At 61.8% G+C, this 16536-nt stretch carries 13 protein-coding genes and 3 pseudogenes; 8 read left to right on the forward strand and 8 right to left on the reverse strand.

Annotation, left to right across the window (positions count from 1 at the left end; translation table 11 throughout):
- Positions 1–372: 372 nt before the first annotated feature.
- From Q9G87_RS52470 to Q9G87_RS52480, 3 genes are all read left to right on the forward strand, one after another.
- Complete coding sequence (locus tag Q9G87_RS52470; RefSeq protein ID WP_305924210.1) at positions 373–1194, forward strand: class I SAM-dependent methyltransferase; 822 nt, start codon at positions 373–375, stop codon at positions 1192–1194.
- A gap of 186 nt (positions 1195–1380) precedes the next feature.
- Positions 1381–2406 (forward strand): IS630 family transposase, encoded by a 1026-nt coding sequence (locus Q9G87_RS52475; protein ID WP_305924211.1) that lies wholly within the window; start codon positions 1381–1383, stop codon positions 2404–2406.
- Positions 2407–2527: 121 nt separating this feature from the next.
- A complete protein-coding gene (locus Q9G87_RS52480) occupies positions 2528–2749 on the forward strand; it encodes a hypothetical protein (RefSeq protein ID WP_305924212.1) in 222 nt (73 codons plus the stop codon).
- A 265-nt stretch (positions 2750–3014) separates the two neighbouring features.
- Here the strand turns inward: Q9G87_RS52480 and Q9G87_RS52485 are convergent.
- Positions 3015–3699, reverse strand: a pseudogene (locus Q9G87_RS52485) (transposase); the annotation flags it as partial.
- Positions 3700–3807: 108 nt separating this feature from the next.
- Here Q9G87_RS52485 and tnpC (Q9G87_RS52490) point away from each other — a divergent pair.
- Positions 3808–5289, forward strand: a complete 1482-nt coding sequence (tnpC, locus tag Q9G87_RS52490) for an IS66 family transposase (protein ID WP_305924213.1) — start codon at positions 3808–3810, stop codon at positions 5287–5289.
- Here tnpC (Q9G87_RS52490) and Q9G87_RS52495 read toward each other — a convergent pair.
- A complete protein-coding gene (locus Q9G87_RS52495) occupies positions 5274–5678 on the reverse strand; it encodes a hypothetical protein (RefSeq protein ID WP_305924214.1) in 405 nt (134 codons plus the stop codon). The two genes, tnpC (Q9G87_RS52490) and Q9G87_RS52495, sit on opposite strands and share 16 nt — an antisense overlap.
- The gene (locus Q9G87_RS52500; RefSeq protein ID WP_138720372.1) at positions 5675–5944 is read right to left on the reverse strand and encodes a transposase; all 270 of its coding nucleotides are present in this window, start codon (positions 5942–5944) and stop codon (positions 5675–5677) included. Before Q9G87_RS52500 ends, Q9G87_RS52495 begins: the two co-directional genes overlap by 4 nt.
- 163 nt (positions 5945–6107) lie before the next feature.
- On the opposite strand from Q9G87_RS52500, the pseudogene Q9G87_RS52505 reads away from it, so the two are divergent.
- Together Q9G87_RS52505 and Q9G87_RS61110 are read left to right on the forward strand one after the other, a co-directional pair.
- Positions 6108–6410: pseudogene (locus tag Q9G87_RS52505) on the forward strand (transposase); the annotation flags it as partial.
- Between the two features lie 202 nt (positions 6411–6612).
- Positions 6613–6963: pseudogene (locus tag Q9G87_RS61110) on the forward strand (transposase); the annotation flags it as partial.
- On the opposite strand, the gene Q9G87_RS61115 reads toward Q9G87_RS61110, so the two are convergent.
- Positions 6885–7256: a transposase gene (locus tag Q9G87_RS61115; protein ID WP_371825969.1), complete on the reverse strand. Its 372-nt coding sequence runs from the start codon at positions 7254–7256 to the stop codon at positions 6885–6887. The pseudogene Q9G87_RS61110 and the gene Q9G87_RS61115 overlap by 79 nt on opposite strands.
- Positions 7257–7737: 481 nt before the next feature.
- On the opposite strand from Q9G87_RS61115, the gene Q9G87_RS52515 reads away from it, so the two are divergent.
- Positions 7738–8781, forward strand: a complete 1044-nt coding sequence (locus tag Q9G87_RS52515; RefSeq protein ID WP_305924215.1) for an NAD-dependent epimerase/dehydratase family protein — start codon at positions 7738–7740, stop codon at positions 8779–8781.
- Positions 8782–8859: 78 nt separating this feature from the next.
- A complete protein-coding gene (tnpC, locus tag Q9G87_RS52520) occupies positions 8860–10308 on the forward strand; it encodes an IS66 family transposase (protein ID WP_305924216.1) in 1449 nt (482 codons plus the stop codon).
- A gap of 403 nt (positions 10309–10711) precedes the next feature.
- Here the strand turns inward: tnpC (Q9G87_RS52520) and asnB are convergent, their stop codons facing one another.
- The 4 genes from asnB to Q9G87_RS52540 all read right to left on the reverse strand — a co-directional run bounded on the left by asnB (position 10712) and on the right by Q9G87_RS52540 (position 16000).
- Positions 10712–12598 carry an asparagine synthase (glutamine-hydrolyzing) gene (gene asnB, locus Q9G87_RS52525; protein ID WP_305924217.1) on the reverse strand — a complete coding sequence of 629 codons (1887 nt, stop codon included), beginning with the start codon at positions 12596–12598 and terminating at the stop codon, positions 10712–10714.
- Between the two features lie 40 nt (positions 12599–12638).
- On the reverse strand, positions 12639–12914 hold the full coding sequence (locus tag Q9G87_RS52530; RefSeq protein ID WP_305924218.1) for a hypothetical protein: 276 nt from the start codon (positions 12912–12914) through the stop codon (positions 12639–12641).
- A gap of 209 nt (positions 12915–13123) precedes the next feature.
- Positions 13124–14428, reverse strand: coding sequence for a hypothetical protein (locus tag Q9G87_RS52535; protein WP_305924219.1), 1305 nt, complete (start codon positions 14426–14428; stop codon positions 13124–13126).
- A 780-nt stretch (positions 14429–15208) separates the two neighbouring features.
- Positions 15209–16000, reverse strand: a complete 792-nt coding sequence (locus Q9G87_RS52540; protein ID WP_371825971.1) for a class I SAM-dependent methyltransferase — start codon at positions 15998–16000, stop codon at positions 15209–15211.
- Positions 16001–16536: the final 536 nt, after the last annotated feature.

Here is a 16536-nt window from a genome sequence, read left to right on the forward strand (position 1 = left end):
GGGAGGAGGACATGAATGTATACGCAAATAGAGTGTCGGTTTTCTCCATCTCGCCACGACATAGTGACGCTTGTCAGATCTTGTCGAAAACCGAGACACGCGGGCCTATAGATCTCTTACCGGCACACCTAAGGGCCCTGCATGCAGAAGTCGCCGCCATGTTCAATGGCAGCAGGTGCACCTATCACAGGTGTAGGAATATCAAGAATGAGCCCTTTTATGCTTCTCCGCCGATCTCTTAGTCGTTGATGCAGGTCAGCACCTAATCGGTTCCCCATGCTCCATCACCTCGTGGATGAGTTCACGCCACTCCTCCATTTCATCACTCCGAATACCTCCTCGCCACAGCAACATGCAGATAGGAACCAAAGAATGACAAAGAATAATTCTGAGCTGAACGAGGATCGCTTCGCGTTCGGCGCCAACTGGCAGGACTATCTCAACGTGGTGAACGAATCACGCGTCGAGATAGCGAAGAGGTCGCTGACTGAAGCACTCCGGCTCGATGACCTCACTGGCCGCTCGTTCCTCGACGTCGGATGCGGAAGTGGGCTGTTCTCTCTGGCCGCGCACCTGCTTGGTGCCAAGGTACGTTCCTTTGACTACGATCCGAATTCGGTCGCCGCGGCCATGGAGTTGCGGCGTAGATTCGCACCGGACAGCGACTGGAAAATCGATCAGGGGTCGATCCTCGATAAGGCCTACGTAGCGGGGCTGGGAGTGCACGACATTGTGTATTCGTGGGGGGTCCTGCACCACACAGGCGCCATGCGACACGCAATCATCGCCACGTCCACACTGGTCGCTCCCGGGGGATCGCTGTTCATCTCGATCTACAACGACCAGGGCCTGGCCAGCCAGCTGTGGTGGCGGGTGAAACGGCGCTATGTGCGATCCGGACCACTTGGACGGCGCGCACTCGTCCTGGCCGGTGGTCTGTACTTCAACACCCGCCGAATCGCGGCGGTCACCGCGAAGCGAATGTGCGGCCAACCGGTTGTCCGAACCGTCCGCCCCCGCGGGATGTCGTCCCGGCATGACCTCGTGGACTGGATCGGCGGTTTCCCGTTCGAGTACGCGACGCCCGAAGAGGTCTTCAATCTTCTCCGGGAAAGAGGCTACGAACTGAGCTTTCTCAAGACCTGCCGCGGCGGCCTGGGCTGCAACGAGTACGTCTTCGCCTTGCCGAGCTGATCATTTGATCGGCAACACGTCTGATGTTTTTGGACACCTGGACGACCAGCCAGCCATAGCCACTCGAAAACGCATCGCTCCTCATCGAAGAGTGACGATTTATCAGCGTGCTCCTGACATTGAGGTGATCTAAGGAGATTATAGGTTTCTGCACCCCGGAATAGCGTTCCGTGAGATTATGATTACATGGCGTTGAATGGTCGGCGGGCCACTTTCGATGAACGGCTGCACGCCGTTCGCCTCTTGGAGCAAGGCGAGTCTCCCGATGATGTCGCTCGGATTCTGAATCTGTCCCGGCGGTCGCTGTTCGCCTGGCAACGGGATTACCGCGAGCACGGCGAAGACGGCTTGAGGACGAAGAAGACCCGCGGGCCAGACTCCAAACTCACCTTCGAGCAGATGTCCAGCCTGTATGCGCTGCTGGTGGGCTGCGATCCGCGCCAGTTGAGCTTCGGGCTGGCGCTGTGGACCCGCAAGATGGTCCAGGAACTGATCTGGCGGCGCTTTGGAGTCAGGCTGAGCGTCGCGAGCGTCGGGCGCGTGCTACGGAACCTCGGGATGTCGCCACAGAAACCGCTGTACAAGGCCTACCAGCAAAATCCCGAATTGGTTGCCCGGTGGAAGGCCGAGGAATACCCGAAGATCGTCGAGGAGGCGAAGGAAGCCGACGCGATCATCTACTTCGCTGATGAGGCGGCCGTCGGCACCCACTACCACTCCGGGACGACATGGGCGCCGGTCGGGCAGACCCCTGTCGTGGCGCACACGGGGGCCAAAAGGTCGGCGTTCATGGTGTCGGCCGTCAGCCGGCAAGGCGCGCTCCGGTTTCAGTTGTTCGATGAGAGCCTCAAGGCTGCCGACTTCGAAGCATTCTGTAAACGACTGATGTCAGACAGTGATGGGCGCCCGGTGTACCTCATCCTGGACAACAGTCGCGTCCACCGAGCCAAGCGCCTGAAGAAGTTCGCCGACGACAGCGAGGGGATGCTGAAACTGTTCTTCCTACCTGCCTACTCGCCCGAACTCAACCCCGACGAGTGGGTCTGGAAGAACGTGAAGCATGACCATGTGGGCCGCGCCGCCGTCGACGGCATCCAGCAGATGAAAGCGCTCATGCTCTCCGCGCTGCGGCGCCTGCAGAAGATGCCCGCACTCGTCCAGAGTTTCTTCCGCGATCCCGCCCTCGCCTACATCGCCGCAGCACATCCATAGTGCAGAAACCTATGAGCGGGTTAGATCTCAGCGAAATAGTTCGGATGAACTGGGATTTCTTGGACGCCGCTGGTGGCGTCCCGAGCCTGTCGGGAGGAGTTGCCGAAGGCCGGAAACAGACGTGGACGGACATTCGGCCCGGCGCCTCAGCAAGATCAGACGCTATGCGCAGTGGCGGCTGGCGCAGTTCATGCGCCGACGTCACCGCCGCAGCATGGCGTTCGGCTGGCAGGTGCTGCTCAACTCCCGCCCGCCGGACTTCGGACTGGGCAGCTTGTATGGGATCACTGTCGTACCCAGGGCGGGCAAGCCCTGGCGGGGTAAGGCCGAATGCCGCCGGTGAACGGCATCGGTGAGCCGGGTGCGGGAGAACCGCATGCACGGTTCGATGCGGCGGGAGCTGGAAACGGAGCCACGAACCTGGTCATGGTCATCGGGGACGGCACAGCCGACCGGGTGACCGGCGGAAGACAGGCCCCGAGAGCCCTACCGCCAGGAGACGTCACCGCGCCAGCTCCCGACCCTACATCCTGATGGCCTGGTTCAGCAGGCTGGCAGAGAACAGTGCCTCCGGTACCTGTCAATTTGATCAAGGCAGTTGAGCTGGGCTAATTCTGTGTCGACTTCTCTGTGGCGTCCTCGTTCTGTGTTTCGGTCTTGGGCTTGTTGATCCAGGCGGGGTCGGGCAGGGCGGGTGGGGTGGGAGTCCCGCCGCTGGCGAACCGTTCGGGGTGCGTGGCTTGGGCGATGGCCAGGACGGCGGCACGTCGGTCGCGGATGGCGGCGGCGCGGCCGTAGTGCACGTCGACGGGATGGTGGTAGCCGATCCCGGAGTGATAGTGCTGGTGGTTGTACCAGGTGTAGAAGCTCTGGCAGAAGGCGCGGGCGTCCTGGATCGAGCCGAACCGGCCGGGGAAGTCCGGGCAGTACTTGAGGGTCTTGTAGCTGGCCTCGACGTGTGGGTTGTCGTTGGAGGTCTTGGGCCGGGAGTGGGACTTGGCCACGCCCAGGTCGATGAGGAGTTCGGCGACGGTCTTGGACTTCATCGAGCTGCCGCGGTCGGCGTGCAGGGTGAGGGTGCCTTCGTCGATGTGATGTTTGCGCGTGGTCTGGCCGATGAGGTGTTTTGGCCAGGTCGGCGGACTCACGGGGGGCGATCATCCAGCCGACGACGTAGCGGCTGTAGATGTCGATGATGGTGTAGAGCGAGTACCAGACGCCCTTGTCCGGGCCGCGGAGCTTGGTGATGTCCCAGGCCCACACGCGGTTGGGGGCATCGGCGAACAGCTCGGGGATGGTATCCATTCACGCCTGCCGTTGAGCTGGGGTCTGGTTTGGGGTAGACGCGCCGGTTTCTGCTGAATGCAGGGATCTTGGGATGGGTCGTCGTAGTTTGAGCTCGTGCCCGGCCCCCAGGAGCTCAGCCGTGAGGAGCTGTTGGCTGCTCTGGACGAGCTGCGGGCCGCGGTCGCGGAGCGGGATGCCGTGATCAGGGCGTTGCTGGCTGAGGTCGAGCAGCTGAAGCGGCGTGCGGGGATGGATTCGTCCAACTCCTCGATGCCGCCGGGTTCGGACGGTCCGGCGTCTCGGGCCAAACGCGCCAAGAAACCGAAGAAGCGCTCGCCCCGGCCGCGCGGTGGGCAAGCCGGGCACGAGGGGCATGCGCTGGCCTGGCGGAGCGTACCGGACCAGATCACCATCATCGCCCCCGACGCATGCGCCGGGTGCGGCTCCACGCTGGCTGATCTGGCGGGGAAGGTCGTCGCGCGGGTGCAGATGTTCGACACTCCGCCGGTGAAGCTCCAGGTCACCGAGTACCGGATGGTCAAGGTGACCTGCCCGGCCTGCCGGGCGACGACCCGGGCGGCCACCCCGGCGCATCTGGCCGGGCCCTGCTGTTACGGCCCGAACGTGCGCGCCGCGACCGCGTTACTGGCGTGCGCAGGGCATATGAGCATCGAGCGGGCAGCCGACCTGATGGGCGTGCTGCTGGACACCCCGGTCTCCACCGGGTTCACCGGCGGGCTGGTCAAGCGCGTCGCCGGCCATCTGACCGACTTCGAGACCGCGCTGAAGAAGGCGTTGCGGGCTGCGCCGGTGCTGCACCACGACGAGACCCCCGCCCGCGTCGCTGCCGACGACGCAGATCGGCTGCTGTATGTCTACACCGCCCGCGCCGGCCGGCTGGTCTGGTTCGGCGCCGCCGACAACCGCGGCCATGACGCCCTGGACGGATTCGGCATTCTGCCCGGCTACCGCGGCACCCTGGTCCGCGACGACTATGCCGGCTACGCCAAGTACGACAAAGACCTGGCCGGAGTGCAGCTGTGTTGCGCGCATCTGCTCAGGTCATTGCGCGGGCTCGGCGAGTTGGATGCCGACGGCAGCCGGGTACAGCGCTGCTGGACCGAGCCGGTCATGAGCGCACTGACCGACGCCAAGGCCGCAGTCGCCAAGGCCCGCGCCGAGGGGGCCACCACCGTGGAGGCGGAGGCTCTGGACGGGCTGCGCACCCGCTATGACGAGGCGGTGGCCTGGGGCATCGCCACCAACGCCCACCGCGACTGGCCCCACGGCCGACATCCCGGCTACCCCCTGGCACGACGGCTGCAGACCCGGGTCACGCAGGTCTGGCGCTTCACCGTCGACTTCGCCGTGCCCTTCACCAACAACCCCGCCGAACAGCCACAGCGCATGGTCAAACTGCAGATGAAGATAGGCGGCTGCTGGCGCAGCGTGCGCACCGCCGCCCGCTACTGCCTGATCCGCTCCTACCTCGGCACCGCCCGCAACCACGGCATCCACCCACTCGATGCCCTCCGCGATGCTCTGGCCGGAAACCCCTGGATGCCACCACAAACGCCTGATCACTCACAGGCGTGAATGGATACCGGGGATGGTCTTGGGCGGGTGGGTGGCCTGACGGCGCCGATCCGGCCGACCTCGTCGTGCCGGCGCAGGATCCGGTACATCGTTGATTCCGAGGCCAGGTAGAGGCCCTCATCCAGCAGGGAGAAGTACGCCGTCGCCGGGGAGGCGTCGGCGAACCGCTCGTTCAGCACTGCGCGGACGTGGTCGCGCTCGGCCTGCGACAGTGCGGACGGGTGCGGCTTTCGGGGCGTGACGGGCCGGACCGGGGCGGGGCTCTGGCGGTTCTTGCGATACCAGGTGGCCTGCGATACCCCGACCGCCGCGCATGCGTTGCGACGCCCGAGCAGCGGGGCCAGTTCGGTGATTGCCTCAGCCTGGGCCCTCTGGATGACCCCGGTCACTGCTCGCCCCGATCCGGCGGGGTCTCGCTGCTGGTGGCGAGCTGATCCAGCAACGCGAAGAGCTTTCCCTGCACCTCGATCACCTGGCGGGTCTTGCCGAGCTCGGCGCGTAGCCGCTCGACCTCCGCCTGCAGCGCGTCGATCTTCTTGTCCCGCGGGTCGGCCTTCGGCCGGCCGGCCGGGCGGGCCAGCGCCTCGGCGGCGCCATGGTCCCGCGCGGTCCGCCAACTGGAGATCAGTGAGGAGTACAGGCCTTCCCGGCGCATCAACGCGCCCTTGCCGGCCTTGTCCAGCCGGTCGTACTCCTCCAGGATCCGGGCCTTATAGGCGGCGGTGTAGCGGCGAGCACCGGCTCGCTCGCGTACGGAACTGGACCCGGTGATCGCGGCGGCGATCCGGTCGATGTATCACAGCAAGCGGCAGCCGCCACTACCCGTCAGGGTCCGGGACGAACTGGGCGAACTGTTCGGCGACGCCGAGTTCGCCGAAGCGTTTGGGAGCAAGGCCAGGCCGGGCTGGTCACCGGGCCGGCTGGCGTTAATCACCGTGTTGCAGTGGGTGGAGGGTCTTACCGGCCGGCAGGCCGCCGAGACCGTGCGAGCGGACTTGAGCTGGAAGTATGCCTTGGGGCTGGCGTTGGATGATCCCGGTTTCGATGCGAGTGTGCTGAGTGAGTTCCGGACTCGGGTGGTCGCCCACGGCATGGAGGAGAGGGTTCTGGACCCGCTGCTGGCCAAGCTCGCCGGCACCCTGCACCAGCGCGACACCGAGGCGATCGTAGTCAAGTTCAGCGGCGAGATCTGCCGGCCGTGTCCGGTTCGCTCCTTGTGCACCTCGGCCAAGAAGGGCGGACGCCAGCTCACCATCCGCCCCCCTTCAACAAGCCCCTGACCAGGCCCGTGTCGATCAGACCAGCAAGGACTGGCAGGACAAATACAAGCTCCGCGCCGGAGTCGAAGGCACCATACGCCAGGCCGTCACGGTCACCGGTGTTCGCCGGGCCCGCTACCGGGGACTGGCGAAGGTCCACTTCGAACACGTCTTCTCCACCGTGGCGCTCAACCCACCGCCTGGACGCCTGGTGGAACGGGCACCCGATCGACCGGACCCGCACCGGCCACCTCGCCCGCCTCGAACTCGCAGAACTCGCCCTCGCGGCCTGAGACGAGTTAGCCAGCAGCGTCTTGACGCAGCCCCTATTCCTCCTCAGCGGCCTTCTCCAACACCTCCACAAGCTCGAGATCGAGGGCCATCCCAGCGGCGTGGTGGTGGGCACGGGCCGTGATGGAGTCCACGCTGACCAGACCCAGGTCCGCGCCCGCGGGCAGAGGCCTCAGCTATCACGGACTCCATCAGGCGCTGGAAAACACCCGTCATCGCCCACGACCGGAACCTGTCGTAGACGGTGGACCACAGCCCGTACTCCTCGGGCAGATCCCGCCACGGGCTGCCGGTGCGAAACCGCCACATCACCGCGTTGAACTGCCGCCGCAGATCCGGGATCGGGCCCCGCTCACCCAAAGGCAGGTGAGGCTCGATTAAGGACCACTCGTCGTCGGTGAGATCGCCACGCGCCATGGCGATGGCTTACCAGGGTCGGAGGCTACCGTGCAGGAGAATCCGCAACCTCGTGATCTCAACTCCGTACAGGCCCTATTCGGCTGGGCCAACATCGCCGCCGCCACCGACCACTACCGCAGCCACCCCGCCGAAGGTCTTCAGCTACTCGGTTTCACAACATGAGAACGCTTTGGCCCTGCTCGTCACCCGCTAGCGCCGTACGTCAACACGCCGTCACGGTCCGTGACATAGCGTGATCAACCACGTACTATAAAGCCCTCCGACCCGGGAATTTCGCAGAGGGTCATCAATGTTCCGGGAAAGCGAATGATGCGTCGATAAGGCGAGACTGGCAGTATCATGCAATTGCTGGCGGCGTCAGCTCTAGCGTTTCCCATACGTATGTTGCGGCACGCTAGATTTCATGCTCGATACAAGCTCAGAGCTCACGTATCATGTCTTGAATTATAGAAGAATTCGAATAGAGGGACGTTGCTCCATGAACCTCGTGGAAGCCAATGCAAATAACAATATCGGCGCGGCGGCGCCAGAACGACGAGTAGTAGTGACTGGAGCCGCGGGATTTATCGGCTCCCACCTTGCGCAAGAACTGCTCGATCTCCGTTATTGTGTCGTGGGAATCGATGACTGCTCGGGCCATTCCAAGGCTGTCGCGGAAAGAAATCTGAAGCCGAATCAGAATAACGAGCGTTTCACGCTGGTACGTGGCGATCTCACGGAAATTTCCTTGGAGGCATGGCTTCAAGGGGCCGACACTGTGTTTCATTTGGCCGCACGGCCCGGTGTCCGCGGCTCCTGGGGTAAGGACTTTGCTAGCTACATGAGCAACAACATCCTGGCAACCCATCTTCTGATGGAGGCGGCTGTCCGGTCGGGTGTCCGGCGTGTTGTTGTGTCGTCTTCTTCCAGCGTCTATGGCGGCGCGTCCAGCGGACCAGTTGGCGAGAAAGAGTTGCCTTGCCCACTATCTCCCTATGGCGTAACAAAGCTCGCCGCGGAGCAGTTGGCACTCGCTCACGCGTGGCGATCGAATTCCCGAACAACGGTTGTGGCCCTTCGCTATTTCACCGTATATGGCCCCCGTCAGCGCGACGACATGCTGATCAGTCGACTGATCACTGCGGCGTTGACCGGGATGCCGATCACAATTCTCGGTGATGGGCGGCAGCGTCGCGACTTCACTTTCATCCAGGATGCCGTCCGAGCCAACGTGATGGCCATGAATGCTGACGTCGAGGCTGAGGTGGTGAACATCGGAACTGGTCTCACCACGCCGGTCCTTGATGTGGCCGACATGATCGGTGAGATCGCTGGGCAGCCAGTTCTCCTTGAGTTCGGGCAAGAGCAAGCTGGTGATGTGCGGGATACTCATGCCGACGTTTCCCTGGCCAAGGCAAAGATCGGGTATCGGCCAATCGTCGATTTGCGAAGCGGACTGAAGACGCAGTTCGAGTGGGCTCGCACCAATATGGCAGTCGGCACTCCGACAGGGCTGAAGGTATCCATTCAGGCCCGTCGTTGATCGTGCCGGGTTTGGGGTAGACGCGCCGGTTTCCGGATGAGTCGGGGTGTTGCGGGGCTGTGTTCGTAGTTTGAGAGGGTGTCCTCCACTGGTGACCCCGATGCCCTCAGCCGTGAGGAGTTGCTGGCCGCGTTAGCCGAGCGGGACGCGGTGATCGCGGCGCTGCTGGCCGAGATCGAGCAGCTGAAGCGGCGGGTGGGGATGGATTCGTCGAACTCCTCGATGCCGCCGGGTTCGGACGGTCCGGCGGCGCGGGCCAAGCGCGCCAAGAAGCCCAAGAAGCGCTCGCCCCGTCCGCGCGGTGGACAGCCGGGGCATGACGGCCACGCCCTGGCCTGGCGGACCACCCCAGACCAGGTCACCATAGTCTGCCCGCCCCACTGTGCCGGGTGTGGCCACACGCTGGCCGACCTGGAGGGCAAGGTTGGTGCGCGGGTGCAGGTGTTCGACACTCCGCCGGTGAAGCTCCAGGTCACCGAGTACCGGATGGTCCAGGTCGCGTGCCCGGCCTGTCGCCGGACGACCCGGGCGGCCACCCCGGCGGGGCTGGCCGGGCCGTGCTGTTACGGCCCGAACGCCCGCGCCGCGACCGCGTTGCTGGCGTGCGCCGGGCATATGAGCATCAGCCGGGCCGCCGACCTGATGGGCGTGCTGCTGGACGCGCCCGTTTCCACCGGGTTCACCGGCGGCCTGGTCAAGCGCGTCGCCTCGCGGCTGGCCAGCTTCGAGACCGCGCTCAAGGAGCGGTTGCGTGCCGCCCCGGTGCTGCATCACGACGAGACTCCGGCCCGCGTCGCCGCCGACGATCAGCTGCTGTATGTCTACACCGCCCGCGCCGGTCGGCTGGTCTGGTTCGGCGCCGCCGACAACCGCGGTCATGACGCCCTCGATGGGTTCGGGATCTTGCCCGGCTATCGGGGCACGCTGGTCCGCGACGACTACGCCGGCTACGCCAAGTACGACAAACACCTGGCCGGAGTACAGCTGTGTTGCGCGCATCTGCTCAGATCGTTGCGCGGCATCGGAGAACTGGATCCCGACGGCAGCCGCGTGCAGCGCTGCTGGACCGAGCCGGTCATGAGCGCACTGACCGACGCCAAGGCCGCGGTCGCCAAGGCCCGCGCCGAAGGCGCCACCGCCGTTGAGGCAGAGGTTCTCAACGGGCTGCGCACCCGCTATGACGAGGCGGTGGCCTGGGGCATCGCCACCAACACCCACCGCGACTGGCCCAGAGGCCGACATCCCGGCTACACCCTGGCACGACGGCTGCAGACCCGCGCCGCGCAGGTCTGGCGCTTCACCGTCGACTTCGCCGTGCCCTTCACCAACAACCCCTGCGAGCAGCCACAGCGCATGGTCAAACTCCACATGAAGATCGGCGGCTGCTGGCGCAGCGTGCGCACCGCCGCCCGCTACTGCCTCATCCGCTCCTACCTCGGCACCGCCCGCAACCACGGCATCCATCCCCTCGACGCCCTCCGCGACGCGCTCGCCGGGAATCCCTGGATGCCGCCACAAACCGCCTGATTAATCACAGGCCTGAATGGATACACCTCATCGACTTACGGTGGCGCCGGATCACCCCGGCGACGTAGTTCAGAGTCTGATGCGACAAATCGACGGCGGCACGATAAAACAGCACCGGAAGCTCCTGGTTGCGACGGTGTGGGTTGTGGTGATCAACCCGTCTACCAGGAGCTTCTTCATGTCACCGGCTGAACACCGGCATCGCGATCACGCTGTGACCAGGGCACCCGTCGGGGAGGTTGGAAAAGGTTCCTTCTACAGTCGGCGCAGGCTTCATTCCGCAAATAGGTCCGGACTCCACTTGAGGCCCACAACGAGTACTGAGCCGGCAGCTCGCATCGTGAAGTGATCATCACGAAGCTGTCCGGAGGACGCGGGGCACCTCAAGTCGCAATATCGGTCATCAGAAGATGGCGTTGCTGGACACCGCATGCGCTCGGTGCCAAAGCTCGAACTGCAGCAACGCCCATATCCGAACACTATGATCATCCCCGCGCATGTGCCGCTGGAGCAATGCCCGGACCGCAGATGGCCGGAACAGGCCTCTGCTGCGAGCCGTGTCATCCGTGAGCATGTCATAGACCAGATCTCGCAGCTCACAGCGCAGCCAGGCAGCAAGCGGCACGCCAAAGCCCTGCTTGGGGTAGCGCAGCAGTTGTTGAGGTAGCCACGGCGCCACTGCCCGTTTGAGCAGTAGTTTCGTCTGTCCATTACAAACATGGAGGGAGCTGGGAATCGTAGCCGCCCATTCCATCAGGTAATGGTCCAGGAAGGGCGAGCGGGCCTCCAATGAGTTAGCCATTGTCGTTATATCGACTTTGACTAGTAGATCACCCGGAAGATACGTGAGAGTATCGATATCCAAGACTCGGGCGAGATCTGTTCTTGCTGAGGACTTTCGAAAGAGCTCCTCAAACAAATGATAGCTGTCCACCCCAGCCAATAGGTCACGGAGGGAGTCGCTGTAGATCGCGGCTCTCTGTTCCGGCGTAAAATAGGACATCAGCCGGGCGTATCGTTCCGATGGAGGTGCAGCGACAAAGGTCATCAGTCGGCCTAGCTTGCGCAGCAAGGAACCGGAAGCGCTCCGCTCGCTCATGAGCACTCCACTGCGATTGAACACCGTCGCCAGTCTGCGCGGTATAACAGGAATCCTGCGGGCTTGGTTCATCAGCGCGTAGCGCTCATAGCCACCGAAGGACTCGTCTCCGCCGTCTCCGTTGAGCGCGACCGTGACATGCTGTCGACTCAGCTGAGCCACATAGAAGCTAGGAATCGCGGAGGAATCGGCGAACGGTTCATCGAAATGCCACGCCATGCGGGGCAAGATATCGAGCAGATTGGTGGTCACGACCAACTCATGGTGATCGGTGGAATACCGCTCAGCAACCATTCGCGCTTTGTGGCGTTCGTCGTATCGACTGTTCTCGAAGCCGATGCAGAATGTCTTTATCGGGGCGCTGCTCTGCATGGCCATGGCCGCCACAACAGCGGAGGAGTCGATCCCCCCTGATAGGAATGCGCCGATGGGGCGCTCACTCACCATGCGGACCCGAGTCGCGTCGAGGAGCAGCTCGCGCAGCTGCTGTTCCTCCGCCCGCTGGTCCCGCACGGACCGCTGTCTGCGGTCCAGCTCCCAGTAGCGGTTCACCGTGACCTCACCGCGTTCCCAGACGAGCACGTGAGCGGGAGGAAGTTTGTACACATTCCGGTAAATGGACCATGGGGCAGGAATGTATTGGTAGGTCAGATACTGATCCAGAGCGACCGGGTCGATCTCGCGTCTCATGTCCGCATCCTGCGCGAGAGCCTTCAACTCAGACCCGAACCAGATCGAGGAGTGGTCGGAGCGCCAATAGAGCGGTTTCTTGCCCACGCGATCTCGGGCTAGAACCAGGCGTTGGCGCTCTCGGTCCCAGATTGCGAAGGCGAACATTCCGCGGAGCCGCTCAGCTAGATCTACACCAAACTCCTCGTAAAGGTGCACGAGACATTCAGAGTCTCCGGCGGTGCGGAGGTGGTGCCCTTTGGCGAGCAAGGCGTTGCGTAGTTCGTCAAAATTGTATATTTCTCCGTTGAAGACACCCACGATCCGATTGTCTTCGCTGTAGACGGGTTGTGCACCTGTTGCCACATCGATGATGGCTAGTCGGCGCATACCGAGTGCCGCATGTTGGTCGCTGTAAAAACCGTCGTCGTCAGGTCCCCGGTGGACTAGCACCTTACACATGCGGCGAACGAGTTCGAGGTCCGCGTGCACCATCGAGGCCATTCCGGCTATCCCACACATCGATCATCCAAGAGTCCGTGATAGAGATTGAAATGCTGATTTACCACAAACGTCGTGTCGAGCCCTCGACACCCGCCGTGCTTATCTTGTTTGTTGGCATGCCCTTGACCATCCGCGAATCCTCGGCGACGACCGCCGCATTGGCCACAACGTGTTCGATCATGCAGGTCGTCGCCTTCTCCAGCACGTGCACACGCCGCAGCTTTCCTGTCTGTTTGCTCAACCCCCGGCGTTCTGCAACAATGACCGCATCTCGGGCCATCAAGGCGGCAGGAGCAGCGAGAAGGTAACCCTCAAAGAGAAAGACGTGCACCACTTGGTGCCCGTGAACAAACCGATCGTTAAGGCGACTGGTGCGAGCTGGATCGGGAGAGGCGCCGCCCCATGAGAATGACCATCGACCACAACACCATGGCTTCGTGATGCTCTGACTAGTGACACAACGCATCAGCATGCGCCCACACGTTTCTCCAGCTCAGACCACGTGTTCATGTGCTCTCTTCAGACACCGCTGCGGAACGCAGGTCATAGGTTGGATTTTCGGGTGAGACACCGTTCCCGGGACGAACGATCACGGCCCCTTGTTACCTTGCCATCACACGAAACGGATCGGGACGGCTTCTCCGGAATGTAGCTTGCGGCCCCATGGTTGTCTCGTGAGGCCTTGGACCACGCAACTGCAGCCAGCAGGCTGCAGACCATGACGATTGGCATACGCTGGCGAACGATAAGTCCGATGTTGGCTATTGTGGTAGCATAGGCGATCAGGCTCGGCACGATGAAAAACAGCAGGATCAAAAGCATATTGCGATCACAATGCCAGAGTATGCGCATCCCACGTGTAGCACTATAAAGCAGGTAGTAACAGATAAGAGCTTCGATCTTTCCGAGCTGCAGAAAAACGCTGCCATCCATCCACGGAAATGGAGAAAGAAGCGTGTAAAGAAGCTTTAGCCCCAGGTTGCTCCAGGGGATTTCCCCTTCGAACGTCACCCCCGAGCCACCGCCCGCTAGGGCCTGGATGGTCTGTTCAGACTGCCCATACTTCAACTGGTCTTGTATTGTATCAAATATATCGACCTCAACGCCCGCCAGCGCGCTAACTATGAAGATCGACATCGCAAGAAAGGCAGAGGTAACATACATAGACACTGCCCCTCTAGAGCGCAACAAGCTTATGATCAGGGGCGGCACACACATGAAAACCATGTATGGGCGCACATACCAAAGCGCCCATAGGAGCGGCACAAGAAGGAGCAACTTGCGCACGTCAAAGCGTTTCATATTTGAGCAGGCTAGAGCAATACAAGAAACGACCAGGAATGCGTTAAAGCCATCTTTAAATGTGTCAGACGTGTGCACCAAAAATGCTGGCGCAAACGCCGTGATGATCAGCAGCCTAAAAGCTGAACGCTCATCGGCGCCAAGAAGCTGCGCGAATCTATATATTATCATACACAACGAACAAGCTATAAGTGCTACCACTGCGGTACAGGCGAGCGAGGCCCTCCCGTCACTCAAATAAATAATCACCGCAAAAAGGTTGCACGGCAGCGCAACCGACTTCAGATGAGCGAGGTCGGATGTAACGAAATGAAAATTTTGTTGTTTCCACTTCTCGGCTATTTCTATTGCCGCATTCTCGTATGTAAGGTTATCGCCACCATACCCGACACCCATACTTCGCATCAATAGGGTATGGATGGCCAGTCTGACAGCTAGAGCTGCCAGCAGCACAAACAGCACCCGCCATGCCGCATCCTTGGTTACGCTTGCATATACGAGAATCACTAGAGCAAAGAGAACACAAACGACAATAATATATTCCATATATTATACTTCCCTGACCTTGGCGCGATCTTGTCAGATGGCACTATTACATCCCACGTGACATCCGATTGAGAACTCGCAAAAACCGCAGATTCCTCCTCGTGGCACCAGGTACCGAGGCGGCATCGGCAACTCGTAGTGCGGTGAGAGTCAATCGAGAGTGTCTATCACGGACTGTTGGCGAATCGTGAGACCCATGTATCGATTTGTTTCCGAGAGGAATCACGTAATGCGATATGGTCCCGCCACTGGCAGCCGCCCTAACGCACCATGCCGGTCGACAGCAAAAGCGCCATGGCTCTGCCGACAAGGGCATAAAGCAGCTCGGGTAGCCGGCTCGACCGGCGAACCATAGAGACGTGCCTGGATGAGCCACAAGCTGTGAGAATGACGGTTCGAGACGGCGTCGGCGAGCACGGCACCCGAAAGATCAAGAGATGTAACGCCTACTCCCGACCCGCATAGGACTTCGCTGAAGTGTTCGGCACTGTTACCGCATTCGTACACGTCCTCGCCTCGAAATTCCTCGGCAGACCAGCGGCTTTTCAGGAACAAGGGGCCACACGAGACACGGATGCCGCTGACGAATCGAGTTGGTCAGCCGATGCTTATTCCGTACAGAAAGGATCGTGATCAATCGCTCTCTAAATGGCATCGGCCACCGGTGGAGCGACCGGCGGCTCGGCGCGGTCAATCGTTTTGCCAAATCCGAAAATGAGCGGCTGAGCATAAGCTGCGCACAACCCCAAGAACCGCCGGATACCATAACTCGCGATCGCATCATTCCTTGATGGCGAATGCGCAAAGATGCGGCTTGCGTCCACCCAGTCGGCGATACAGAATGCGGCCAGGACCGAACCGCGCACCCGCTACCATTCCCGCGAAATAGCGGGCATTGACATTCCAGATCCCCGGCCATGCCGGTATCTGGTGACGGCTGAAGTTCACGGCTTCAACCCTACTCACCCTGAAGCCATATTTCTCGATGGTAACGGCAAGGCTGTCGGCGTCGAAGCGGCGAACGTGCTGCATCCTGTGATATGAAGCGCCACAGAAGGGGCAGTAAACGTTTACGTCGGCACTGGTGAGGTCTTCCTCGTTGGGCGTGGTGAAGAAAGCTATGCCGCCAGGCTTGGTCGTCTGCCATAGATCGGCGAAGAGTTTGCCTTCTTCCTGCTCAGTGACATGTTCGATAGTCTCGAGGCAGGTCACGAGATCGAACTGGCGAGTCCGGTGAGGCGCTCGCGGATCGTTCACCAATCCGGCTCCTTGCCAGCCGTGTTTCCCAGCCAGGGTGTCGTTCGTTACCTTTATCGAAGCGGCTGATCCATCACAGCCCCAGCATTCGACTCCCTCCCGGACGAGTTGAGCGGACAACGCGCCATTCCCGCAACCGTAGTCAAGGACATCACCACGCAGCACTCCGCATTTACGAAGGTACGCGACCACGCCCCGGCCCACTTGCTCTGAGAAGTACGATGAGCACGCATTGTCTTGCTGGTGCCAATAATCCCAGAACGCTGTGACACGCTCGGGTGTCCAGTCCTGGGGTCCCATTTTTCTCACCAGCATCTCGTTGCTCCTGTCCAATGCCTCGCGCGGCAATTCCACACTCGGGGCAGGTATGGTCGCCACGGCTCCAGACGCAAGTTTCACAGTCGCGCCTCTTCGCCCCGTCCGTTAGTCAACCGGGAGTACGACTGATCCGGGTGTGCCCACGGCCCCCAGTAAATACCACCCGTCCTGCTGACAAGTGCCCTGCCATCCGCGCCGGGGAGAGCCCTTGCATAAGCCTTACCCGGAACACATGGTTGCTTTTGATTCCAACCACGCGAAAGTTGAATCGCCCCCGGGTTCGGAAGAGACCTCAGACTGCCCCAAGTTGTGCGGAGTCGGGTTACTGATCTTACGCTACAGGGCTTAGCCTCGATTCGTCAGGGGCTTGTTGACGTTCATCGAGTCCGCGGTCTTGCCCGTTATATCCCCTGCGCGGTTGGGGCGGGCCGTCGCATGTCGCTGCGGGGGCGCCGGGTTCCACGGGCCCGGGGCTGGGCTCCTTCCTGGTCGTTGAGGTGAGGGTCCGGCGCTCAGGCGAGGGCCGGTAGCTG

This window comes from Nonomuraea turcica (assembly GCF_030718205.1).
Lineage (GTDB): Bacteria > Actinomycetota > Actinomycetes > Streptosporangiales > Streptosporangiaceae > Nonomuraea.